Origin of the sequence: Streptomyces sp. NPDC042638 (genome assembly GCF_040647235.1) — a bacterium.
GTDB lineage: Bacteria > Actinomycetota > Actinomycetes > Streptomycetales > Streptomycetaceae > Streptomyces > Streptomyces rameus.
Map to the genome: position 1 here is coordinate 41,226 of NZ_JBEZBT010000035.1, position 21,766 is coordinate 62,991.

The following is a 21,766-nucleotide window of genomic DNA, read 5'->3' on the forward strand; positions in this document are numbered from 1 at the left end:
CCTGACGCCCACCTCCCACGCCAACGGCCCCCCAGTCCCCCCAGGGGCGCGGGGAACGGCGCGACCAGCCCCCACGCACCCGCAGCCGACGAACGGCCCGTCTCCTGACGCCCACCTCCCACGCCAACGGCCCCCCAGTCCCCCCAGGGGCGCGGGGAACTGCGCGACCAGCCCCCACGCACCCGCAGCCGACGGACGGCCCCGGCCACCCCGGAACCCCCGCTACAGAACCCCTGCTACAAAACCCCCGCGGCGGCCCGCTCCGCGGAAGTCAGCGGCGGCCCCCCGAGCGGCGGCTTCAACGGCCCCGCCAGCGCAGCGACCAGCACGCTCGGCGCCAGCAGCACCTCCGCCCCCCGCTCCAGCGCCGTCACGTCGGTGACCCGGCGGGCGATACGGCCGTTGCCCGTCGCGGTGTACAGCAGACGCCCGACGTACGCGGCCGTCAGCCGGTCCCGCAGGGTGGGGCCGGAACCCGTCGCCCCGGGGTAGAAGACGTCCGACCCGATCGCGAGGTCCCAGGCCGCCTGGACCGTCCGGCCCACCGCCTTCTGCGCCCGCCGGGACACCCCGGGCGCCCCGACGCCATGCCGCCGCACCACCTCCCGGAGGGCCAGCGCCGAGCGCGCGGCGACCGCCATCCCGTGCCCGTACACCGGGTTCAGCGCGCACACCGCGTCGCCGAGGACCACGAAGTTCTCCGGCCACACCGGCATCCGCTCGAAGAAGTGGCGCCGGTTCGCCGTCGTCCGGGTACCGGTGACCTCGCCCAGCGGCTGCGCACCCCCGCCCAGCAGCTCCCCGATCACCGGATGCCGCAGCTCCTCGCGGGCGTACCGTTCGAACCCGGCGGCGGTGACCGGCGGTTCGTCCCCGCGCCCGCCGAACAGCGTGACGATCCACCTGCCGTCCTCGATCGGCATCAGCACGCCCCCGCGGCCGGTCCCCGTGCCCCGCGGATCCGGCACGATGCTGACGATCGGGAAGCCCTCCCGCGCCGCCTCGGGCGCCCGGTACAGCCGGCTGGCGTACACCAGCCCGGAGTCGACCTCCCGCCGCTCGACGCCGGGCAGCCCGAGCGCCGCCAGCCAGCGGGTGGCCCGGGAGCCGCGGCCGGTGGCGTCCACGACCAGGTCGGCCGTCAGCGTGCGCTCGGTGTCGTCGTGGGCCCGCAGGCGTACGCCCGTCACCGCGCCGCCCGTTCCCGTGAGCCCCGCCGCCTCGGCCCGCTGCACCAGCTCGATCCGCCCGTCGGCCAGCACGAGCCGCCGTACCACCGAGTCCAGCAGGTCCCGGCTGGCGGACAGCATGAACGCGGACTCGGCCCAGCGCCGGTACCAGCCGTAGGGGGACAGCGCCACCATGTCGGTGGTCATCGGCAGCCGGCCCGCCCCGGCCGCGCGCAGCCGCCCGATCGCCCCGGGCAGCAGTTCCTCCAGCGCCCGCGCCCCACCCGACCACAGCTGGTGCACATGCCGGGCCTGGGGCAGCCCCTTGCGGGGCGCGGGGCCGTCGGGGAGGGCGTCCCGCTCGACCACCGTCACCCGGGCGCCGTCGGCGGACAGGGCGCGGGCCGCGAGCAGGCCGGCGAGGGAGCCGCCGAGCACGACGGCGGTGGGTCTGTGATCACTCATGAAGGGCAACGCTCCCTGCTGGGACGGCCGCACGCGCGCGTACCGCCTCGATGTCGTCGCAACGGCGAAGGGCCCGGGAGACGGCCCCGATCTGCCGGAGCAGGCTGGTGGTGTCAGACCCCGCGGCGGACCCCGCGGCACACCCGGCGGGGGACGCGGCCGGCTCGGACGGCTGGGACGCCTCGGAGGGCTCGGACGGCTGGGGCGCCTGGGATGCCTCGGACGTACGGGTCCTGGTCTCCACGGCGTCGAGGACGCACACCGCGGCGGCCATCGCCCGGGCCCGCTCGGGCGGGTGGCCGAGGGCGACGGCCGCGTCGTACGAGCGGGCGCCGAGGCCGGTGTCGACGTGCCGGGCCAGCGGCAGCAGCACGTCCCGGATGAACGTCTCGCGCCGGGTGAGGCGCAGTTCGGGCGTGGCGCGCAGCACGAACGGCACGCCCGCGCCGTTCACCTCGCGCATCAGCCGGTACAGGGGCCGCAGTTCGCGGTGGGCGAGCCGGACCCGCCAGCGGTCGTGCAGGTACTGGCCGGCGTGCGGCAGGATGAAGCCGACGGCGATGAGGATGGCGGAGAGGGCGGCGACGGGCGGCGCGAGGTCGGTGCTCAGCCAGTCCAGGTCCGACCCGGTCCAGCGCGCGGCGACGGCGGTCAGCTTGGCCGCGTCGAACAGCAGGTTCGCCACGTAGCCGGCGCCCAGCAGCTTCAGCCCCCAGCGCAGCCAGGCGTCCAGGCCCTCGGTGCGCACCCAGTTCCAGATCAGCCGGGCGGTGATCAGACAGGCCACGGCGTGCGCGACGAGGTACAGCAGGATCTCCTCGCGCAGGAACGGGGTGGTGGCGTAGTAGGTGTCGAGGTCCCGCAGCCGCTCCTTGTGGGGACCGGCGAGCAGGAACAGCACCCACAGGGCGACGATCACCCCCGAGTACGCACGGACCACCCAGCGCATCGCGCGGCGGGTGGCGGCCGAGCGGTCGGACGGGCCGGTGCGCCAGGTGATGATGAGCAGCAGGCAGGAGCCGCAGAACGCGGTGATGAGCGAATAGCACCAGGGGGCCGCGAGGTTGGGCACCCCGGTCACCCGGTTGACGCGGGCGATGGTCGACGGGGTGCAGAAGACGAACACCGCGCAGGCGAGCAGCAGCAGTCCGCCGACCGCGCGCATCAGCGGGTCCCGCCACAGCCGGATGATCGAGGGCAGCTTCATCACCAGGGCGGCGGTGAGCACGGCCGTGGGTATCCAGAAGGAGATGTAGAACTCGCTGAGGAAACCCGACGGGTCCGGGGCCGGCACCGTCACCGCCGCACTCCCCGGGACCGGGGCTCCAGATCCGCCCGCTCGCGTCCGCGATAGCCGAGGGAACGCTGGACGGGGCCCGGCGGTGCGGGGCGGCTCCCGGCGAGGTGCCCCCGGAACAGCGTGGCCAGGCGGTGCCCGAAGTCGTCGGCCTCGGCCTCGTCGGTCACCCGGGAACCGTTGCGGGCGGCCACCGTCAGGGCCGCCTCCCGCCAGCAGGGCGCGTCGGCGAGGGCGCGGGCCGCCGCGGCGCCGGTGAGCGGGTGGTGCCGGTGCCCGGCGTGCAGGTGCCACAGTTCGTGCCCGAGGATGACCAGTTGCTGCACGGCCTCGGCCCGCTCCTCGACGATGACCAGGTCGAAGTCGGCGAACTCCACCCACAGTCCGGTCACCTCGATCTCGTCCGGGAACCGCTCGAACCGCAGCTCGACCGGCCGCCCGTCGCGCAGCGCGCTCATCTCCTCGCACAGCGCCCGGCACAGCTCCCGTACGCCCTCGGGCGGCTCGGGCCGGGCGCGGACGGCGGCGGCGAGATCGCCGGCCAGGGAGCGCATCGCCGAGCCGGGGCCCGGGCGGCGCAGCCGCGAGGCGAGCCGTGCGGCTCGCTGTCGCGCCCCCGCGATGCCCATCGGTCCCCCTGCTCCGCGCTCTTCCGCCTTCTTCAGCCTTCTCCGGCCTCCTTCAGCCGTCGTCAGCCGTTCCCAGCCGTTCCCAGCCGTTCCCAGCCGTTCTCGGCCCGGTCACGGCTGGTCCGAGAGTACGCGCCTGGATGTGTCCGCGTCATGCCTTCCCGGGCCCGTCGTTCAAGGGGAAACGACCGGGCTGACCGGCACCCCGCCGGCCGCCCTGCCGAGCAGCGTCAGGCGTGCCGACCCGGGGCCCGACAGCGTGGTGAACTCCGAGAGAACCGCCAGCGCGAGGGTGTTGCCGCCTCTGGTGCGCAGGATGCCGTTCGGCAGGACGAAGGTGTGCTGCGGGCCGACGTTGTTGATGTACTGGCCCAGGTTCCAGCCGTTGAGGAAGATCTGCGCGCGGTAGGCCCGGTACGGGTCGTCGTCCAGGGTCAGGCCGATCGACGCGTCGACGTCGGCCGGCACCGACAGCCGGAACGTGGTCCGGTACCAGGTCACGCCCTGGTAGCGCGCGGCACGCGGGAAGGTCACCCGCTCCCAGTCCCGGTCCCGGAAGCCGGGCAGGTGCCAGCCCTCCCGCTCGCCGTACAGGCCGCCGTTGTTGAGCGGCCCGCGCACGGGGTCGGCGGGGCCCTCGCCCTGGATGCGCCAGCTCACCTCCGGATCCGCGCCCTTGAAGGTGACCGCCGTCAGACCGCGGGCGGCCTTGTGCGTGTCGAGCGCCTTGCCGTCCTGGTCGTGCTGCATGCGCCGGACGAGCACGGACAGCACGTGCCGGCCGGGGGAGCGCAGCCGCTCGGCCACCGGGAAGGCCGCCGTGGCCGTCCAGCTGCCCTGGCGGACCGTGGCGCCCTTGTCCGGCACGGGCATCCGGTGCGTGCCCAGCGGCTCGCCGTCCAGCCAGGCCATCAGCAGGCCCTGGGTGCCGGTGCTGTAGGCGAGCGAGACCTCTTCGACGCCGTCCGTGCCGGTGAGGGTGCCCCGGTACCAGACGTCGCCGTAGTGGAAGCCGTAGTCGTCGGCGAACAGCACCGGCCGGCCGTCGGGGACCGCCGTGGTGCTGAACGACGAGGTCCTGTCGGCCCTCTTCCACGACGAGTCGTCGAAGTTCGGGCCCGCCTCCGGGTTCTCCGTCCGCATCCGCCAGCCGCCCAGTTCGGGCAGCCGTACCTCGGGCACGTCCGGCACCATGTCGGTGGTCATCAGGCTGCCGGAGCGGGTGATCCGGGTGGACAGCCGCTGCCCGTTCCACACCAGGGTGTCGATCCCGCGCGGAGCCCACACCTCCAGGGTCGCCCGCTCGGTGATGTCACCGGTCAGGTGGACCTCCGAGCCGCGCAGCTCCGCGTGCCGCAGCAGCGCCGGGCCGTAGGCCAGGAGGGTCCCGGACGGGGTGTCGTAGGGGAACAGGCGGACGGCGGTGGCGTCGTCGGCGAACAGCAGCAGCAGCGGGGTGTCGCTGTCGCCCTTCTGCACCAGCACCCGGGTCAGGCCGCCCTGTCCGAGGGGAGCGTTCACATGCAGTTCGCCCCGGTCGTAGGCCCAGCCGGCCTCCGGGTCCAGCCGCTCCACGAACGGCTCGGACGGGGAGTCCAGCACCAGTTCGGCCATGTCGCCGCGCCGGCCCGTGAACACGGCGATGTCCTGCCGGCCCGCCGTCAGGCACAGCATGGGCTGGGCGGTGGAGTACTTCAGGGCGCGCCTGCCCAGCGACAGGCCGGTGGCCAGCAGCCTGGCGTCCTTGCCCGGCACGGTGATCGGCAGGACGCCGGCGTCGGTCGGCAGGTCGGTGGTGACCGCCTCCGTGCCGTCGTTGCGGACGACGTACACGTGCGCGCCGGTGTCCTGGTTGGTGAGGTGGTAGACCTTCAGGCCCGCCGCCGTGACGTCCGCCGCCCGGTCCAGCCTGGCGAAGTCGGGCACACGCTGGAGCAGGTGCCCGAGCTGGTGCATCGGGGCGATCTTGTCGGTGACGTTGCGCCCCTCGTCGATCGCGGCGCCGTAGTCGTACGACGTGTAGACGACCGGCGCGGGCAGCCAGCCCCACGAGGTCCCGCCGAACGTCATGTACACGTTGTGCAGGGTGAGGCCGTTCGCCAGGTTGGTCAGGTAGAAGCGGCGTTCGTAGGCCGCGTCCCGGGTGCGCCGCGACTCCGCGTACCCCTTGCCGTCGAACTCGGCCCCGCCCCAGGGGTCGAACCAGCCGCCCCCGAACTCGGGCACGAACCCGGGCGTGGCGGGCGAGGCGGTGGCCCCGCCCCTCAGGCCGCCGGGGCCGTAGTGCCCCCAGTCCGGCGGAGTCTGGGACGGCGAGGGGTACCCGTCGAACCCGTACAGCCAGCCGCCCTTCTCACCGCCGGTGTCGAAGGTGCCGGGGATCCAGTAGCCGTTGCGCCCCTTGTCGTTGTGGAACAGCGGGACGTCGATCCCGTCGGCCCGCACCTTCCGGTACAGGTGGGACATGTAGTTCCGGCCGGTGGCCTCGCGCGCGTGGGCGTCGTACTCGTTCTCGATCTGGTACAGCAGGACCGTGCCGGTGCCCTGCGTGTACAGGTGCCGGCGGACGATCCGGTTCACCTGGGTCAGCCACTCGTCGGCGTGCGCCAGATACGTCGGGTCGTCGGTCCGGGCCGTGCCCCGGGTCGCGGTCAGCCAGCCGGGGAAACCGCCGCCGTCGACCTCGGCGTTGATGTACGGGCCGGGCCGCAGGATGACGTACAGCCCGGTCTCGGCGGCCATGCGCAGGAACTGGCCGAGGTCCCGCACGCCGGAGAAGTCGTACACGCCGGGAGCGGGCGAGTGGTAGTTCCAGGCCACATAGATGCTGACGGCGTTGTAGCCGTGCGCCCGCATCTTCTGCAGCACGTCCCGCCACAGCGACGGGCTGGGCAGCCGGAAGGGGTGCATCTCGCCGGACCACACCACCAGCCGCCGCCCGTCGACGAGCAGCGAGTGACGGTCGTACCCGATCGAGTGCCGCTCGCCGTCGGCGCTCGGCGGACCCGGCGCCGGACCGGTCCGCGCGCCGCCGCCGGCGTAGGCCGAGAACGCCCCGGGGCCGCCGCTGCCGCCCAGGGCGAGGCCGAGCGCGGCGGAGCCGGCCAGGGCACTGAAGGTGCGTCTGCTGAGCGCCAAGGTGGATCCTCCGGGCGAGCTTACGGGGCGCGGGTCCGGCCATTCTCCATGGCGGCACGCCCCACAATGGATTCATGAGGATCTCGGCGCGGGCGGATTACGCGGTACGGGCGGTACTGGAGCTGGCCGTACGGCAGGGTAATGGGCCGGTGAAGGCTGAGGAAATCGCCGCCGTGCAGGACATTCCTCACAAGTTCCTGGAGGGCATCCTCGGCGACCTGCGACGGGCCGGGGTGGTGGACAGCCGGCGCGGCGGGGGTGGCGGCTACCGGCTGGCGCGGGACGCGGCCTCGATCACTGTGGCGGATGTCATCCGGGCGGTCGACGGCCCGATCGTGTCGGTGCGCGGCGAACGCCCGACGGGCCTCGCCTACACGGGTACGGCCCGGCCCCTGCTGCCGCTGTGGATCGCGCTGCGTGCGAACGTCCGCCGCGTCCTGGAGGGCGTCACCGTCGCCGACCTCGCGGCGGACGCGCTGCCCGAGCCGGTCCGGGCGCTCGCGGCGGAACCGGCGGCCTGGGAGAACCCCTAGAGCCCGTGAAAACCCGGAAGTGAATGGCCGGAGTTCACCCTCCCGGGCCCGGGCGGGGCTTCCTACGATGCCCACGCCTCCATCGCCGGTTCACAGGTGGCTCACGGTTCCTTCACGTGTGAACGCCTGCGGCGGGAGGCTCACCCCCCACCCGACAACCGGGAGAAACCATGGCCGGCGGACTCCTCCTGAGCGGTGCAGTGGCCGCTCTGCTCACCACCGCGCTACCCGCCCAGAGTCCCTCCTCCGTGTTCGACGACCCGCCCCCGGACAAGATCGTCATCGACGTCGCCACGGTGAACGGCTCCGGCTGCCCGGCAGGCACGGCGGCGGTCGCCGTCTCACCGGACAACACCGCGTTCACCGTCACCTACAGCAACTACCTGGCCCAGGCCGGCGGCAACTCCGACCCCACGGCCTTCCGCAAGAACTGCCAGCTCAATCTGGTGGTCCACGTCCCGCAGGGCTTCACCTACGCCATCGCCAGCGCCGACTACCGGGGCTTCCTCTCCCTGCAGTCCGGCGCCACGGCCACACAGAAGGCGTCGTACTACTTCCAGGGCTCCTCGGCGACGGTGCCCGTCACCCACCCGTACCGGGGCCCCTACAACGACGACTGGCAGGCCACGGACACCACGGACTGGGCCCAGATGGTGTGGGCCCCCTGCGGGGTGCTGCGCAACTTCAACATCAACACCGAACTGCGCGTGAACGCGGGTTCGTCGCCGTCCAAGGTCAGCTTCATGACCATGGACTCCACGGACGGTGACATCAGCACGACGTATCACTTCGCGTGGGAGCACTGTCCCAAGTAGCGGTGCGGAAAGGTGAGATGGGCGGGTCCGGACCCGCCCATCTCCGTCACTCACACACGGGCGTACGCGACGAAGGCCGACCAGGTGGCGGGGGAGAGGGCCAGCTGGGGCCCCTGCTTGGCCTTGGAGTCGCGGACGTGGATGGTGGCGGGGGTCTGGGCGACCTCGATGCAGTCGCCGTCGCCGCTGCTGCTGTAGCTGCTCTTGAACCAGCTCAGTTCCGGGGCACTCATAGGTCTCCTCGCATCCGCTGCAACAGGCTCAGAGAGTCCGCGATTGTGAGAGCCTGCGAACGCATCCTGGCATACCGCTGGTGAAGGATGCTGATCTCTTTTGGGTCGGATACGAGCAGTCCTCCTCGTTGACCCTCGCAGTACGCGAACCACCTGTGCGTCGGCGTTTCGAGTAACTGCATTGGCCCGGCGAGACCCGCGTGCGACTCCCGTACCGTCGGCATGATCTGGATCTCGACGTTCCGAAGCTGACCGACCTCGACTACGTGGTCGATGAGTTCCCTCGCGGTGTCGGCTCCGCCGGTGCGCCGCTGGAACAGATGCTCCTCCATGATGAAGCTGAACGCGGTGTTGGGCCGATTCCGCAACAGTTCTTGGCGCTGGACCCTCGCGGCCCAGTTCCTCTGGATCTGCTTGTCGTCCAGAGGCGGAAGTTGGTAGCACTCGGGCGTACCGCTCCGTCTGCAGGAGACCCGGCACCATCCTGGACTCGTACGTGCAGAGCGTGATCGACTCCTTCTCCAGCCCCGCCCACCGCTGGAACCAGGAAGCCAACCCCGGCTGCCGCTCCAGGAACCCCGCCGCCCTCCGCAGCGCCCCCGTGTTGCCCAGTACCCCCTCCGCCGCCTCCACGAAGTCCGCGTCCGGCATGCGGCGGCCCAGTTCCACCGACGCCACCGTGTGTTTCGAGTAGCCGACGAGCCGCCCGAACTCCTCTCTGCTCAGCCGGTGATACTCGCGGAGCGCCTGTACGACCGCTCCGAACGTCCGCATACTGTCCGACGACTCCGGCTCACCGCCGCTTCCCGTAGCCATGCACAGGATGGTCACGGACAGTCACGCGTACTGTCCAGTCCGTGACCGCGTACGCTCGCGCAGCGTACGCGGTGCCACCCTGGTGAACGCCGCCGCACGCGCCCCACATTGAGGGGCATGCACGCACCTCCCCACACCCCGCCCCCGTTCACCCAGCGCCTCAGCTCGACCCCGCGCGGGGCCCGCCTCGCCCGGCGGCTCGCGCTCGCCCAGCTGGACGTCTGGGGCGTACCGCTCGACAGTGCCGTGGCCGAGGCCGTCGGGGGGATCGTCGCGGAACTGGCGGCCAACGCCGTGACGCACGGCCGCGTACCCGGGCGGGACTTCGAGCTGACCCTCGCCCTGCTGGTCGGCAGCGTCCGTATCGAGGTGAGCGACACCCTGGCCGAACGGCAGCCGCCCGGCCCCGGACAACTCTCCGGGCCCGATCCGCTCGCCGAGGCGGGACGCGGGTTGCTGCTGGTCGACGCGCTGGCGGACCGCTGGGAGGTGGTGCGCCGGGATCCGCCGGGCAAGACGGTGCGGGCGGAGGTGGACGTACCGTCCTGGAAGTCACTGAGCCGTGCCGCCCGGCAGCCGTCCGCCGGGCGACGGCCCGTCCTGAGGTCCGGCTAGCCCGCCTGCGCCGTGCCGGCCGCGTTCGGCCAGCTCTGGGCGTTGGGCCAGCCGGTGGCCGGGGCCGGGGTCAGGCCGGCGGGGGGAGCCGGGGCCGTCATGCCGCGCACCTGGGCCGCGGTGAGGCCGCCGCGCGCCGGGACACCGGGCGGGGTGGGGGCGACGGCGGCCGGGGCGAGGGACGCGGGCGGGGCCGCCGGAACGGGCGGCAGCACGGACGCGGCCGGTGCGGCGGCGGCCGGCGCGGGCATGGGCGCGGGCGTCGGCGCGGGCACCGCCGTCGGGAACGGAGCCGGCACCGGAGCCGGTATCGGCGCGGGCGCCGGCTGCGGGGCGGGGGTGAACGCCGGCTGGGGGGCGGGCGCGGGCGCGGGCATCGGCTGGGCTGCCGCCGGCATCGGCATCCCGCCGCCGGCCGGCGCGACGGCGGCGGGGAGCGGCATGCCGGTGCCGGCGGCCGGAACGGGGCCGGCCGCGGTGAGCCGCATACCGGCACCGTTGGTCTCGCTGACCAGCCGGTCGACGGCCGCCGTACCCGAGCTGTAGCTGGTCCCGGCGCCCGGCTCGGGTACGGCGGCTCCCCTCCTGGACCCGTAGAGCACCTGTTCCAGGCCGGACACCAGGCGACGCACGTCGACCTGGGGGCGCACCACGAGCCGCAGGAAGCGGCTGGAGGATCCGATCTTGTTGCCGCACTCGCGGACCAGGATCCGGTGCTCGGTGAGCATCCGGTCCCGGACCACCGTGCCCTCGGCGCCCAGCGGCAGGCGCACGAAGAGGAAGTTGCCCTGGGAGGGGTAGACGGTGAGGCCGGGCAGCGCGGAGAGGTGGCTGGCCATCTCCAGGCGGTCGCGGCGGACCTGCGTCAGGCTCTGCGCGTACTCGGCGCCGTGCTCCTTCAGCATGAACACCACGTGCTCGGCGAAGGAGTTCAGGTTCCACTTGGGCAGTGCCGAGCGGACCTTGCCCGCGAGCGCCGGGTTGGCGACCAGGTAGCCGAAGCGTATGCCGTGCAGACCGAAGTTCTTGCCGAGGCTGCGCAGCACGATCACGTTGGGGCGGAGCATGGCCTCCTGGACGACGCTCGGCTCGGTCTCCGCGTCGGCGAACTCCAGGAACGACTCGTCGACCACCACCAGGTCCAGGTCCGCCATGGTGTCCATGAACTGCACGATCTGCTGCTTGCGCAGATAGCCGCCGTCGGGGTTGTTGGGGTTGCAGAGCACCGCCACCCGGGTGCCCCTGGCCCGGATGAACTCGGCGTACCGGCCGAGGTCCAGGGCGAAGTCGCTCGCCTCCTGGAGCGGGAACATGTCGACCCGCTTGCCCGTCTCCATCGGCTGGTCGGTCCAGCGGCCGAACGTCGGCACGGGGACGGCCAGCGACTCGCGCACCAGCAGATGGTCGATCCAGGTGATCAGCTCGGTCGAGCCGTTGCCCATGGCCACGCAGCTCGGCGGCAGCTGGAGCAGCTCGCACAGCTCACCCGTGATGGTGTCGGCGCCGCTCGGGTAGTACGTGACGATCTCGCGCAGCCGGGCCGCCATCTCCTCGAACATGGCGGGCGTGGGGAAGTACGGATTGCAGGGGATGCAGAAGTCCACCGGGCCGGTCCCGTCGCCGCCCTCCCGCGTCAGCGCCGCCATCGACGGGCTGTGAGCGGCGGTGCCGCGGAACAACGAGGTGACGTTGCCGGACAAAGGGACCTCCGTTCGGGTGGCCCGTGCGGGGGAGCACGGGCCGCCCTTGGATACGGAGGGGACAGCAGTGGCGTTCAACTCCACCGCTGTGTGAGCCGGTTCACGCTCCGAACGTGTGGATCGTCGTCGTCCGGTACGTCCGGCCGGGCCGCAGGACGGTCGACGGGAAGTTCGCGTGGTTCGGCGAGTCCGGGAAGTGCTGGGTCTCCAGGCACAGGGCGTCGCCCTGGCGGTAGGTGCGGCCGCCGGTGCCGGTGAGGGTGCCGTCGAGGAAGTTGCCGGAGTAGAACTGCAGGCCCGGCTGGTCGGTGGCGATCCTCAGGGTGCGGCCGGAGCGGGGGTCGCGGAGCGTGGCGATGTGCTCGGGCTTCGCCGTGACGCCCTTGTCCAGCGCCCAGTTGTGGTCGTAGCCCTTGGCCTGCACCTGCTGCTCGTGGCCGGCCCGGATGTCCCGGCCGATCGGCTTGGCGTGCCGGAAGTCGAACGGGGTGCCCGCGACCCGGGCCAGTTCGCCGGTGGGGATCAGACCCGGGTCCGTGGGCGTGTAGCGGGCGGCGGCGATGCTCAGCTCGTGGTCCTCGATCGTGCCGCTGCCCTCGCCGGCCAGGTTCCAGTAGACGTGGCTGGTGAGGTTGACGACGGTCGCCTTGTCGGTGGTGGCCTCGTAGTCGACGCGCCACTCGCCGTGCCGGCCGAGGGTGTACGTCACCTTCGTCCTGAGCGTGCCCGGGTAGCCCATCTCGCCGTCGACGCTCGTGTAGTGCAGATGGAGGCCGACGTCGGAGCCCCGGGTGAACGGCTCGACGTCCCACACGTGCTTGTCGAAGCCCTTGGCCCCGCCGTGCAGGCTGTTGACGCCGTCGTTGACCGAGAGCTGGTACGCCTTTCCGTCCAGCGTGAAGCGGCCCTTGCCGATGCGGTTGCCGTACCGGCCGATCAGGGCGCCGAAGTACGGGCTCTTCGCCACGTAGTCGGCGATGTCGTCGAAGCCCGCGACGACGTTCGCGTACCGGCCGTGCCGGTCCGGTATCTCCAGCGACTGGACGACACCGCCGTAGGAGAGCACCTTCAGCCTGGTGCCGCCGTTCTCCAGCGACCAGCGGTACACGCGGGTCCCGTCGGCGAGCGTGCCGAAGTGTTCCCTCACCGGCCTCCCGCCCGGCGAACCGGTGGCGGCCGAGGCGCTGCCCGCGCCGTAGGCGGTGGCGGCGAGACCCGCCGAGGCTGCTCCCGCGATGACCGTGCGTCTGTTCAGTTCCATGGGTGCGGCTCCCTTGTCTGGGCGCTTACGAACCGGACTTGCGCTTGTTCCACACGTCGAACCCGACCGCCACCAGCAGGGCGAAGCCCTTGATGACCTGCTGCCAGTCGGTGCCCACGCTGAGGAGGTTCATGCCGTTGTTGAGCACGCCGAGGACGAGACCCCCGATGATCGCGCCGAGGACGGTGCCGACACCGCCGCTCATGGACGCGCCACCGATGAACGACGAGGCGATCGCCTCCAGTTCGTAGTTCAGGCCGGCCTTCGGCGAGGCCGCGTTGAGGCGGGCGGCGATCGCCAGACCCGCCAGGGCCGCGAGCGCGCCCATGTTCAGGAAGACGTAGAAGGTGACCTTCTTGTCCTTGACGCCGGACAGCTTGGCCGCCGGCAGGTTGCCGCCGATCGCGTAGATGTGGCGGCCGAAGACGGCGTTGCGCATCACGTAGCCGTAGCCGGCCACCAGGACGCCGAGGATGATCAGCACGAGCGGGGCGCCCTTGTAGCTGGCGAGCAGCAGCGTGAGGGTGAGGACCGCGGCGACCAGGGCGACCAGCTTGAGCAGGAAGAGCCGGGTGGGCAGGACGTCCAGGGCGAACTCCTGCTGCCGGCGCCGGTCCCGCACCTCCTGCCACACCACGGCGGCGATCAGGACGAGGCCGAGGAGCAGCGTGAGGTTGTGGTAGTTGGTGTCCGGGCCGGCCTCGGGCAGGAAGCCGGTGAACATCTTCTGCAGGCCGTCGGGGAAGGGGCCGAGGGTCTGGCCCTTGAGCAGGATCTCCGTGAATCCGCGGAAGATCAGCATCCCGGCGAGGGTGACGATGAACGACGGTATGCCGAGATACGCGATGAAGAACCCTTGTGCCGCACCCGCCGCCGCGCCCACCACCAGGCACAGCACCACGGCCAGCGGCCAGGGCACGCTGTGCTGCACCGTCAGCACGGCCGCGAACGCGCCCACGAACGCGGTCAGCGAGCCGACCGACAGGTCGATGTGCCCGGCGATGATCACCAGCATCATGCCGATCGCGAGGATCAGGACGTAGGCGTTCTGCAGCACCAGGTTGGAGACGTTGTGCGGCAGCAGCAGGTCCCCGTCGGTCCAGACGGCGAAGAGGGCCACGATCAGGCCGAGCGCGATCAGCATGCCGTACTGGCGCATGTTGCGGCGCAGGCCGTCCAGCATCAGCCGGAGCAGACCGGAGCCGGCGGCCGGTCCGCTTCTGCCCGGCGGCGCGGGGGCCGGGCTCTTGGCGGTCACATCCGTGCTCATCGCGTTACCTCTTCGTCCGTCTTGTTCGCCTTGTCCTTCGTCATGTGACGCATCAGCACTTCCTGCGTGGCCTCGGCCCGCGGCACCTCTCCGGTGAGCCGTCCCGCGGCCATGGTGTAGATGCGGTCGCACATGCCGAGCAGTTCGGGCAGCTCGGAGGAGATGAAGACGACCGCCTTGCCCTGGGCGGCCAGCTGGTCGATGACCGTGTAGATCTCGTACTTGGCACCCACGTCGATGCCCCGTGTGGGCTCGTCCAGGATCAGCACGTCCGGATCCGCGAAGATCCACTTGCTGAGGACGACCTTCTGCTGGTTGCCGCCCGACAGCTTGCCCACCGGCTCGAACACGGTCGGCGCCTTGATGTTCATGGACTTCCGGAAGCCCTCGGCGACCTGCCGCTCCCCCTGCTCGTCCACGATGCCCCGCCTGGCCACCTTGCCCAGCGCGGTCAGCGAGATGTTGCGGTTGACGGTGTCGATGAGGTTGAGGCCGTAGTGCTTGCGGTCCTCGGTGACGTAGGCGATGCCGTGCCCGACCGCCTCGGCGACGGTCTTCGTCCGGATCTCCCTGCCGTCCTTGAGGACCGTGCCGCCCGCGTACCGGCCGTAGGCGCGGCCGAAGACGCTCATCGCGAGTTCGGTGCGGCCGGCGCCCATCAGGCCCGCGATGCCGACGATCTCCCCGCGGCGCACCTGGAGCGACACGTCGTCCACGACCTTGCGCTGCCGGTCGATCGGGTGGTGCACGGTCCAGCCGCGGATCTCCAGCGCCGGGGCCGCGCCCTCCTTCGGCCGGTGCGGGGTGCGCTGCGGGAATCGGTGGTCGAGGTCGCGGCCGACCATGCCCGCGATGATCCGCTCCTCGGTCGTCTCCGGCGCCCTGACGTCGAGGGTCTCGATGGACCGGCCGTCCCGGATGATCGTCACCGAGTCGGCGACCTTGCGGATCTCGTTCAGCTTGTGCGAGATGATGATCGAGGTGATGCCCTGGTTCTTCAAGTCCAGGATCAGGGCGAGCAGTTTGCCGCTGTCCTCGTCGTTCAGGGCGGCGGTCGGCTCGTCCAGGATGAGCAGCTTCACCTGCTTCGACAGCGCCTTGGCGATCTCCACGAGCTGTTGTTTTCCCACGCCGATGTCGGCGACCCGGGTCTCCGGGTGCTCGTCCAGACCGACCCGGCGCAGCAGTTCGGTGGCGTGCCTGAGGGTGTCGTTCCAGTCGATGAGCCCGCGCCGGGCGTGCTCGTTGCCGAGGAAGACGTTCTCCGCGAGGGAGAGATACGGCACCAGCGCCAACTCCTGGTGGATGATGACGATGCCGTGCCGCTCGCTCGCCCGGATGTCCTTGAACTGGCACACCTCTCCCTCGAAGAGGATGTCCCCCTCGTAACCGCCGTACGGGTGGACGCCGGAGAGCACCTTCATCAAGGTGGACTTGCCGGCGCCGTTCTCCCCGCAGACGGCGTGGACCTCGCCCTGCCGGACGGTCAGGGTGACGTCCGACAGCGCCTTGACACCGGGAAAGGTCTTGACGATCGAGCGCATCTCCAGGACGGGTCCCGCCATGGTCGTGCCTTCCAATCAGTGGGCCGGACAGGGGGTTCGGTCGGCGGGGCTACTTGAGCTGGGCGTCGGTGTAGTAACCGGTCTTGACCAGCGCGTCCTCGTAGTTGGTCTTGTCGACGCTCACCGGCTGGAGCAGGTACGCGGGCACGACCTTGGTCCCGTTGTCGTACGACTTGGTGTCGTTGACCTCGGGCTTCTTGCCGTTGAGTACGTCGTCGACCATCGTCGCGGCGACCTGGGCGAGCTTGCGGATGTCCTTGTAGACCGTCTGCGTCTGCTGCCCGGCGATGATCGACTTCACCGAGGCCAGCTCGGCGTCCTGACCGGTGATGACCGGCAGCGGCTTGCTGCCCGAGCCGTAGCCGTCCGACTTGAGCGCGGACAGGATGCCGATGGAGATGCCGTCGTACGGGGAGAGGACCGCGTCGACCTTCTGCGACTTGTAGGACGCGGTGAGGATGTCGTCCATGCGCCGCTGAGCGGTCGCGCCGTCCCAGCGCAGGGTGGTGACCTGGTTCAGGGAGGTCTGGCCGGAGCGGACCACCAGCTGCTTCCTGTCCATGTACGGCTTCAGGACACTCATCGCCCCGTTGAAGAAGTACCGGGTGTTGTTGTCGTCGTTCGAGCCCGCGAACAGCTCGATGTCGAAGGGGCCCTTCTTGCCGCTGTCCAGGCCCAGCCTGTGCACGATGTACGTGCCCTGGAGCCGGCCGACCTTCTCGTTGTCGAACGACGCGTAGTAGTCGACGTTCTTGGTGCCGAGGATCAGGCGGTCGTAGGAGATGACCGGGATGTGGGCGTCCGCAGCCTCCTGGAGCACGCTGTTCAGGGACTTGTTGTCGATGGCCGCGATGATCAGGCCCTTGACGCCCTGCGTGATCAGGTTCTCGATCTGCGAGACCTGGGTCTCCGGGTCGTCCTCGCCGTAGACGAGCTTGGTCTTGTAGCCCTTGGCCTCCAGCTCCTTGACGACGTTCTTGCCGTCGGCGATCCAGCGCTCCGAGGACTTGGTCGGCATCGCGATGCCGATGGTGCCGCCCTTGGCGTCGCCCGCCTTCTCCTTGCTGCCGCCGGTGCCGCTCTGGCCGCAGGCGGTCAGGGTGAGGGCGAGCGAGGCGGCTGCGGCCGTCGCGGCGAGTGCGGCTCTGCGGTTGCGCATGAGGATCAGTCCTTGTTCTCGTCGGGGAGGGACACGGGTGCTTCGACGGGGAAGCGGTGGAGCGGGCCCGGCAGCCGGGAGCCGGGCGGCGCCATGTCGCCGTCCGCGCCGTGCCGGGCGAGCAGGTCCAGGGCGAGCCGGCCGCGCCGGACCCGCTCCCGGGCGGTGTCCAGGGTCAGGTCCCGCAGATGGGCGCCCCACGGGTAGATGCCGGGAGCCCTGGACAGGCCGAACTTCAGGTAGAGCGGGGCGCCGCGCCGGATCAGCTCGGCGACCTCGTACATCCGGACGTAGCCGCCGAGGTCGTCCGGTGCCTCGATGTACATGTCCATGGGGGCGGCGGACACCCGGCGGATCTCGGTGAGGTGATCCAGCGTCAGATCGCTGGGCACGTTGACGGAGTCGGCGCCGAGCCGCTCGTAGACGGCGTACGAGGCCGGGTTGACGGGGCCGATCAGCGCCGACACCTTGAGGGTGGTGTCCGCCGGGATGATCCCCCTCGCGCGGGCCCGGTGCAGCGTCCACAGCACGCCCTCGTCGGCCACCAGCAGGCATCTGACGCCCAGTTCGGTGGCCCGGACGGCGTCCTCCACGCAGCCGGCGACCGCGTCGTGGCCCCGGGCGCGAAGACCGGCCCCCCGTGAGTCGGACCGCACCGAGCCGCCGATGTCCCAGGTGCCGCGCGGGCCGGTGAACAGGCAGAGCTCGATGCCGCGTTCTGCGGTGGCCTCGGCCATCTCGGTGATCTCGGCGTCGGTGAGCATCCACACGCCGCTGCCCTGGCTGATCCGGTGGATCGGCACATCGAGGCGCGAGGCCTCCTTCAGGACGACCGCCAGCGCCTCCGGACCCTCGCAGGAGGGGATCTCGGTGCGCCAGCGACCGCCGCCCGGGAAGCTGTGGACGGAGGCGTCGGCGGGGTCGGGGGCGGGCGCGCCCAGGCCGAGTGCGGCAAGCACCTGCTCGCCGGGCCTGCGGGCTGCCGGGGCGGAAGCGTCGGTCACAAGCTGTCCTTAGTGTTCGGTATTTCGGACACGGTTCGCGGCTCTGGTCATGGAGAAGCGGCTCCGGGCATGCGGAAGCCCCGGGTGCACGCCGGCCGGGGCGCCGTCAGGTCACGCCCCGGCCGGCGTACGACTGGGGAAGACGGGCCCTAGGGGCGGAGCAGCACCTTGCCCACCTTCGGATCGCCCGCCCCCACCAGCTCGATGGCCTCGGCGAACCCGGTCAGCGGCAGTTCGTGCGTGACCAGCGGCAGCGGGTCCAGCAGCCCGGCGCCGAACACCCGCACGGCATGCGCCCAGGCGGCCGGCGGCGCCCCGAAGACGGTGTGCACCTCCAGCTGCCGTACGACGAGACCGGTCGGGTCGAGGCCGTCCGCGCCCGGCGCCGGGATCCCGGTGAGGACCAGCCGTCCGCCGCGCCGGAGCAGGGCGGCGGCGGTACCCGCGGCGTCCGCCGACCCGGCCGTCTCGATCACGACGTCGAAGTCGCCGGGCAGGTCCTGGTCCCTGAGCCGGAAGCCGGTCGCCCCGAACCTCCTCGCGAGGGCCTCCCGGTCGTCCCGGGTCCCCACGACGAGCAGCTCCGCCGGCGAGACCGCCGCCAGGAACTGCACCGCGAACATGCCCAGCGTGCCGGTGCCGACCACCGCGACCCGCTCGCCCGGCCGGGCGTTCGCCTTCAGCGCGGCGGCGGCGACACAGGCGGCCGGCTCCAGCAGGGCGGCGGCGGTGAGGTCGGCACCGTCGGGCAGTACGTGCAGCAGCCGGGCCGGAAGCGTGAGCGTGGCGGCCATCGCACCGGGCCGGGTGAAGCCGGTCTCCTCGTACCCCGCCGCGCACAGCGTGGTCTCGCCCGCGTGACATCGGTCGCACACCTGGCAGTTGCGGAACCCCTCACCGACGACCTTGCGGCCGACGAGGCCCTCCGGCACCCCCGCCCCCATCGCCCACACGGTCCCGGACCACTCGTGGCCGGGCGTGAGCGGGTAACGGACGTACCCCTCGGGCCGGTTGCCCTGGTACACCTCGCGGTCGCTGCCGCAGATGCCGACGGCGTGCACGGCGACCAGCGCCTCGCCCGGACCGGGCTCCCGGGGCGTGTGGTCCTCCACCCGGTGGGCGCCCGGCGCCTCGACCACGACCTGGGAACTCACCGGGCGCCCTTCGGCCTGCGCTGCTCCCAGCCCTCGGCCCACAGGTCGAACCGCGCCTGCTGCTGCGGGAACTCGGCCGCCGCGTCGACGTCCAACTCCACGCCGAGACCGGGCGCGTCGGAGAGCTGGAAGTAGCCGTCCACAACCTCCGGCGCCCCCTTGACCACCTTCTTGATCTCCGCGTCCGCGAAGTCGTTGAAGTGTTCGAGGATCTTGAAGTTCGGGGTGGTGAAGCCGACCTGGAGGGAGGCGGCGGTGAGGACCGGGCCGCCCACGTTGTGCGGGGCGACGAGCATGTAGTGCGTCTCGGCGGTGGCGGCCAGCTTCCGCGTCTCCCAGATGCCGCCGAGGTGGCCGACGTCGGGCTGGATGATGTCCACGGCCTGGCTCTCGAACAGCTCGCGGAACTCGATCCGGTCGTGGACGCGCTCACCGGTGGCGACCGGCATGTCCACCTTGGCCGCGACCTTCTCCAGCGCCTTCAGGTTCTCCGGCGGCACCGGCTCCTCCAGCCACGCGGGCGCGAAGGGCGCCATCTCCCTGGCCAGCCGGACCGCCGTGGCGGGGGAGAAGCGGCCGTGCATCTCCAGCATCAGCTCGGCCTCCGGGCCGATGGCGTCGCGCACCGCCTCGATGAGCGAGACGGCGTACAGGGTCTGCCGGTGGTCCAGTTCGAAGTGCCCGGTGCCGAACGGGTCGATCTTCAGCGCCCGGTATCCGCGCTCCACGACCCCCTGCGCGGCCTTGTGGTACGCCTCCGGGGTGCGCTCGGTCGTGTACCAGCCGTTGGCGTACGCCTTGACCCTGTCGGTCACCTTCCCGCCGAGCAGCTGCCACACCGGTACGCCCAGCGCCTTGCCCTTGATGTCCCAGCACGCCATCTCGACCACCGCGATGCCCGACATGACGATCTCGCCCGCGCGGCCGTAGTCGCCGTACTTCATACGGCGCACGAGGTCCTCGACGGCGAACGGGTCCGCTCCGAGGATGTGGTTGGCCTCGGCCTCCCGCAGATAACCGATCAGCGCGTCGGTGTGGCCGAGCATCCGGGTCTCGCCGACGCCCGTGATCCCTTCGTCGGTGTGCACCTGGACGTACGTCAGATTGCGCCATGGCGTGCCGACCACGTGTGTGCTGATTCCGGTGATGCGCACGGCAGTTGCCCCTCAGCTGTTCGAAATTTCGTCACACGTTCGAAATGCTGGCGTGACAGTAAGGACGGTGCGGCAGGGGTGTCAATGGGTCGAACAGGTAACGGTTCCGGCAAGGCTCTCGAGAACTCTTTCGACCTCGCACGAAACCTTCACAGCAGCGCCTGGAACCGGACCCTTGTGGACTCTAGTCTTCCCGCGTCATGGACTACTGCCCCCCGTGCCGACGGCACCTCAACGGCGCCCTGGCCTGTCCCGGGTGCGGCACTCCGGCCGACCGGCTCGCCGTCCCGGCGGCGGCTGCGCCGGCCGCGCACGGGCACTCGCACGGGTACGAGCAGGGTCTCGCGCAACCGTCGGTGTCGTACGGAGGTCACCCGTACGAGCGGTCGTACGACGAGCGGCATGACGAGCCGTACGGGGACCCGTACGGCGATCCGTACGCCGGTCACGACGGACTCGGCGCGGCAACGGGCACGCCGGGTGTCCCGGATGAAGCGGGCGAAGTGGACGGAGCGGACGCGGCGGGCGGGACCGCCGGGCCGGGCGAGCCGCACCGACCCGGGGGGAGCGGCGAGGGCGACCACGAGCCCGGCGGGGAGGACGCGCCCGTCGGCCGGCGCGCCGCCGCCCGTGCCGAGGCCCGCGCCGCCGGCAGCCGGCGGGACCGCAAGGCCGCCGTGCACCGCCGCCGGCGCCGCCGCACCCTGCTGATCGCGGCCGGCTTCGTGCTCGCGGCCGGGGGGCTCAGCCTCGCCGAACTGGGCAAGGACGCACCCTTCTCGCCCTTCTCCAGCGACACCCCGGCCCCGGCCGGGAACACGGCGGCGGACAGCGGCGGCGCCACCACCACCGCGCCGGACCGCACGGCCGAGCCGATCGGCGCCACCTCCGGCACCACCCCGAGCCGGGGCGGGTCCGCCTCCCCGGACGCCTCGGCCTCCGGGTCCGCCTCCGCCTCCCCGACGGGCGAGGACTCCGGGTCCCCCTCCGCCTCCGCCTCCGCCCGGTCCACCGGCGCGGCGCAGCAGTCGGCCCCGACGGGGTCCGGTGCGACCGCGACCACCCCCGACGCTCCGACCGCCACGCAGCCGGCCACCCCGACCGCGGCCCCGACGTCCGCCGAGCCCACCCCCGAGCCGTCGCCCAGCAAGCACTGCGACCGCTTCCTGTGGTGGTGCACCTGATCCACGCCCCCGCGCACCCTGCGGCACCACCGCCGTGAGCGGGAGCGGGCCGCGTGCAGACGGCGGCAGCCGCACCCCACGTCCAAGGGTGCGGCTGCCGATGTAGCAACGACGAAGGTCAGACCAGCGTCACGGTGATGTCGCCGCGCGTCGCCTTCGAGTAGGGGCACACCTGGTGAGCCTTCTCGACCAGCTCCCGGGCGGTGGCCTCGTCGACGTTCGGGATGTTCGCCGAGATCTCCACGATGATCCCGAAGCCGTCGTCGTTCTTGCCGATGCCGACCTTGGCCGTGACGGTCGAGCCGGAGATGTCGGCGCCCTCCTGCCGGGCCACGACTCCGAGCGCGCCCTGGAAGCAGGCGCTGTATCCGGCGGCGAACAGCTGCTCCGGATTCGTTCCGGCGCCGTTGCCGCCCATCTCCTTGGGCGGGTTCACGACGACGTCGAGCTTGCCGTCGTCGGTGGCGACCCGGCCGTCGCGGCCGTTCTCGGCGGTGGCGACGGCGGTGTACAGGACGTCTGACTGCGTGATGGGCATGCGGTTGTCTTCCTCCTCGGTCCGCCGTGACTCGCGCCCACGATCGACGGCAGATTTCGGAAAGAAG

Annotated in this window: 18 protein-coding genes and 1 pseudogene; 4 read left to right on the plus strand and 15 right to left on the minus strand. The window is 71.8% G+C overall.

The window, feature by feature from the left end; genetic code table 11:
* Window positions 1-236: 236 nt before the first annotated feature.
* From AB0B40_RS25290 to AB0B40_RS25305, 4 genes are all read right to left on the minus strand, one after another.
* On the minus strand, window positions 237-1,634 hold the full coding sequence (locus AB0B40_RS25290) for an FAD-dependent oxidoreductase (protein ID WP_345056220.1): 1,398 nt from the start codon (window positions 1,632-1,634) through the stop codon (window positions 237-239).
* Complete coding sequence (locus tag AB0B40_RS25295) at window positions 1,627-2,934, minus strand: MAB_1171c family putative transporter (RefSeq protein ID WP_345056222.1); 1,308 nt, start codon at window positions 2,932-2,934, stop codon at window positions 1,627-1,629. The genes AB0B40_RS25290 and AB0B40_RS25295 overlap by 8 nt, the downstream gene beginning before the upstream one ends.
* Window positions 2,931-3,560 carry a toxin-antitoxin system, toxin component family protein gene (locus AB0B40_RS25300; RefSeq protein ID WP_345056223.1) on the minus strand — a complete coding sequence of 210 codons (630 nt, stop codon included), beginning with the start codon at window positions 3,558-3,560 and terminating at the stop codon, window positions 2,931-2,933. Before AB0B40_RS25300 ends, AB0B40_RS25295 begins: the two co-directional genes overlap by 4 nt.
* Before the next feature lie 174 nt (window positions 3,561-3,734).
* Window positions 3,735-6,698 carry a beta-galactosidase gene (locus AB0B40_RS25305; protein WP_345056225.1) on the minus strand — a complete coding sequence of 988 codons (2,964 nt, stop codon included), beginning with the start codon at window positions 6,696-6,698 and terminating at the stop codon, window positions 3,735-3,737.
* A 74-nt stretch (window positions 6,699-6,772) separates the two neighbouring features.
* On the opposite strand from AB0B40_RS25305, the gene AB0B40_RS25310 reads away from it, so the two are divergent.
* Both AB0B40_RS25310 and AB0B40_RS25315 read left to right on the plus strand, forming a co-directional pair.
* Entirely contained in the window at window positions 6,773-7,231 is a 459-nt protein-coding gene (locus tag AB0B40_RS25310) for an Rrf2 family transcriptional regulator (protein WP_345056226.1), read from the plus strand.
* Between the two features lie 170 nt (window positions 7,232-7,401).
* Window positions 7,402-8,046, plus strand: coding sequence for a DUF4360 domain-containing protein (locus AB0B40_RS25315; protein ID WP_345056228.1), 645 nt, complete (start codon window positions 7,402-7,404; stop codon window positions 8,044-8,046).
* Window positions 8,047-8,096: 50 nt separating this feature from the next.
* Here the strand turns inward: AB0B40_RS25315 and AB0B40_RS25320 are convergent, their stop codons facing one another.
* Window positions 8,097-8,279 carry a DUF397 domain-containing protein gene (locus tag AB0B40_RS25320; protein ID WP_345056230.1) on the minus strand — a complete coding sequence of 61 codons (183 nt, stop codon included), beginning with the start codon at window positions 8,277-8,279 and terminating at the stop codon, window positions 8,097-8,099.
* A pseudogene (locus AB0B40_RS25325) lies at window positions 8,276-9,095 on the minus strand (helix-turn-helix transcriptional regulator). Before AB0B40_RS25325 ends, AB0B40_RS25320 begins: the two are co-directional and overlap by 4 nt.
* Before the next feature lie 117 nt (window positions 9,096-9,212).
* Between AB0B40_RS25325 and AB0B40_RS25330 the strand changes: the two are divergent.
* Window positions 9,213-9,710, plus strand: a complete 498-nt coding sequence (locus tag AB0B40_RS25330) for an ATP-binding protein (RefSeq protein WP_345056231.1) — start codon at window positions 9,213-9,215, stop codon at window positions 9,708-9,710.
* Here the strand turns inward: AB0B40_RS25330 and AB0B40_RS25335 are convergent.
* The 8 genes from AB0B40_RS25335 to AB0B40_RS25370 all read right to left on the minus strand — a co-directional run bounded on the left by AB0B40_RS25335 (window position 9,707) and on the right by AB0B40_RS25370 (window position 19,977).
* The gene (locus AB0B40_RS25335) at window positions 9,707-11,410 is read right to left on the minus strand and encodes a histidinol-phosphate transaminase (RefSeq protein WP_362265704.1); all 1,704 of its coding nucleotides are present in this window, start codon (window positions 11,408-11,410) and stop codon (window positions 9,707-9,709) included. The genes AB0B40_RS25330 and AB0B40_RS25335 overlap by 4 nt on opposite strands.
* A 100-nt stretch (window positions 11,411-11,510) precedes the next feature.
* On the minus strand, window positions 11,511-12,671 hold the full coding sequence (locus AB0B40_RS25340; RefSeq protein WP_345057269.1) for an aldose epimerase family protein: 1,161 nt from the start codon (window positions 12,669-12,671) through the stop codon (window positions 11,511-11,513).
* A 25-nt stretch (window positions 12,672-12,696) separates the two neighbouring features.
* Window positions 12,697-13,941: a multiple monosaccharide ABC transporter permease gene (mmsB, locus tag AB0B40_RS25345; RefSeq protein WP_362265706.1), complete on the minus strand. Its 1,245-nt coding sequence runs from the start codon at window positions 13,939-13,941 to the stop codon at window positions 12,697-12,699.
* Window positions 13,938-15,506 (minus strand): multiple monosaccharide ABC transporter ATP-binding protein, encoded by a 1,569-nt coding sequence (mmsA, locus tag AB0B40_RS25350; RefSeq protein ID WP_362265708.1) that lies wholly within the window; start codon window positions 15,504-15,506, stop codon window positions 13,938-13,940. The genes mmsB and mmsA overlap by 4 nt, the downstream gene beginning before the upstream one ends.
* 49 nt (window positions 15,507-15,555) lie before the next feature.
* On the minus strand, window positions 15,556-16,665 hold the full coding sequence (chvE, locus tag AB0B40_RS25355; protein ID WP_362265710.1) for a multiple monosaccharide ABC transporter substrate-binding protein: 1,110 nt from the start codon (window positions 16,663-16,665) through the stop codon (window positions 15,556-15,558).
* A gap of 5 nt (window positions 16,666-16,670) precedes the next feature.
* A complete protein-coding gene (locus AB0B40_RS25360) occupies window positions 16,671-17,669 on the minus strand; it encodes a hypothetical protein (RefSeq protein ID WP_345057261.1) in 999 nt (332 codons plus the stop codon).
* A gap of 149 nt (window positions 17,670-17,818) precedes the next feature.
* Complete coding sequence (locus AB0B40_RS25365) at window positions 17,819-18,823, minus strand: alcohol dehydrogenase catalytic domain-containing protein (protein ID WP_362265712.1); 1,005 nt, start codon at window positions 18,821-18,823, stop codon at window positions 17,819-17,821.
* Window positions 18,820-19,977, minus strand: coding sequence for a mandelate racemase/muconate lactonizing enzyme family protein (locus AB0B40_RS25370; protein WP_345057257.1), 1,158 nt, complete (start codon window positions 19,975-19,977; stop codon window positions 18,820-18,822). Before AB0B40_RS25370 ends, AB0B40_RS25365 begins: the two co-directional genes overlap by 4 nt.
* A 200-nt stretch (window positions 19,978-20,177) precedes the next feature.
* Here AB0B40_RS25370 and AB0B40_RS25375 point away from each other — a divergent pair, with 200 nt between their 5' ends.
* Window positions 20,178-21,161, plus strand: a complete 984-nt coding sequence (locus AB0B40_RS25375; protein WP_362265714.1) for a hypothetical protein — start codon at window positions 20,178-20,180, stop codon at window positions 21,159-21,161.
* 118 nt (window positions 21,162-21,279) lie between these two features.
* Here AB0B40_RS25375 and AB0B40_RS25380 read toward each other — a convergent pair whose 3' ends face one another.
* Complete coding sequence (locus AB0B40_RS25380; protein WP_345047102.1) at window positions 21,280-21,699, minus strand: organic hydroperoxide resistance protein; 420 nt, start codon at window positions 21,697-21,699, stop codon at window positions 21,280-21,282.
* Window positions 21,700-21,766: the final 67 nt, after the last annotated feature.

Bases quoted from the DNA above. Each gene is read 5' to 3' on its own strand.
- AB0B40_RS25290 (WP_345056220.1), bottom strand. From the start codon at position 1,634: ATGAGTGATCACAGACCCACCGCCGTCGTGCTCGGCGGCTCCCTCGCC.
- AB0B40_RS25300 (WP_345056223.1), bottom strand. From the start codon at position 3,560: ATGGGCATCGCGGGGGCGCGACAGCGAGCCGCACGGCTCGCCTCGCGG.
- AB0B40_RS25310 (WP_345056226.1), top strand. From the start codon at position 6,773: ATGAGGATCTCGGCGCGGGCGGATTACGCGGTACGGGCGGTACTGGAG.
- AB0B40_RS25315 (WP_345056228.1), top strand. From the start codon at position 7,402: ATGGCCGGCGGACTCCTCCTGAGCGGTGCAGTGGCCGCTCTGCTCACC.
- AB0B40_RS25320 (WP_345056230.1), bottom strand. From the start codon at position 8,279: ATGAGTGCCCCGGAACTGAGCTGGTTCAAGAGCAGCTACAGCAGCAGC.
- AB0B40_RS25330 (WP_345056231.1), top strand. From the start codon at position 9,213: ATGCACGCACCTCCCCACACCCCGCCCCCGTTCACCCAGCGCCTCAGC.
- AB0B40_RS25340 (WP_345057269.1), bottom strand. From the start codon at position 12,671: ATGGAACTGAACAGACGCACGGTCATCGCGGGAGCAGCCTCGGCGGGT.
- mmsB (WP_362265706.1), bottom strand. From the start codon at position 13,941: ATGAGCACGGATGTGACCGCCAAGAGCCCGGCCCCCGCGCCGCCGGGC.
- mmsA (WP_362265708.1), bottom strand. From the start codon at position 15,506: ATGGCGGGACCCGTCCTGGAGATGCGCTCGATCGTCAAGACCTTTCCC.
- chvE (WP_362265710.1), bottom strand. From the start codon at position 16,665: ATGCGCAACCGCAGAGCCGCACTCGCCGCGACGGCCGCAGCCGCCTCG.
- AB0B40_RS25375 (WP_362265714.1), top strand. From the start codon at position 20,178: ATGGACTACTGCCCCCCGTGCCGACGGCACCTCAACGGCGCCCTGGCC.
- AB0B40_RS25380 (WP_345047102.1), bottom strand. From the start codon at position 21,699: ATGCCCATCACGCAGTCAGACGTCCTGTACACCGCCGTCGCCACCGCC.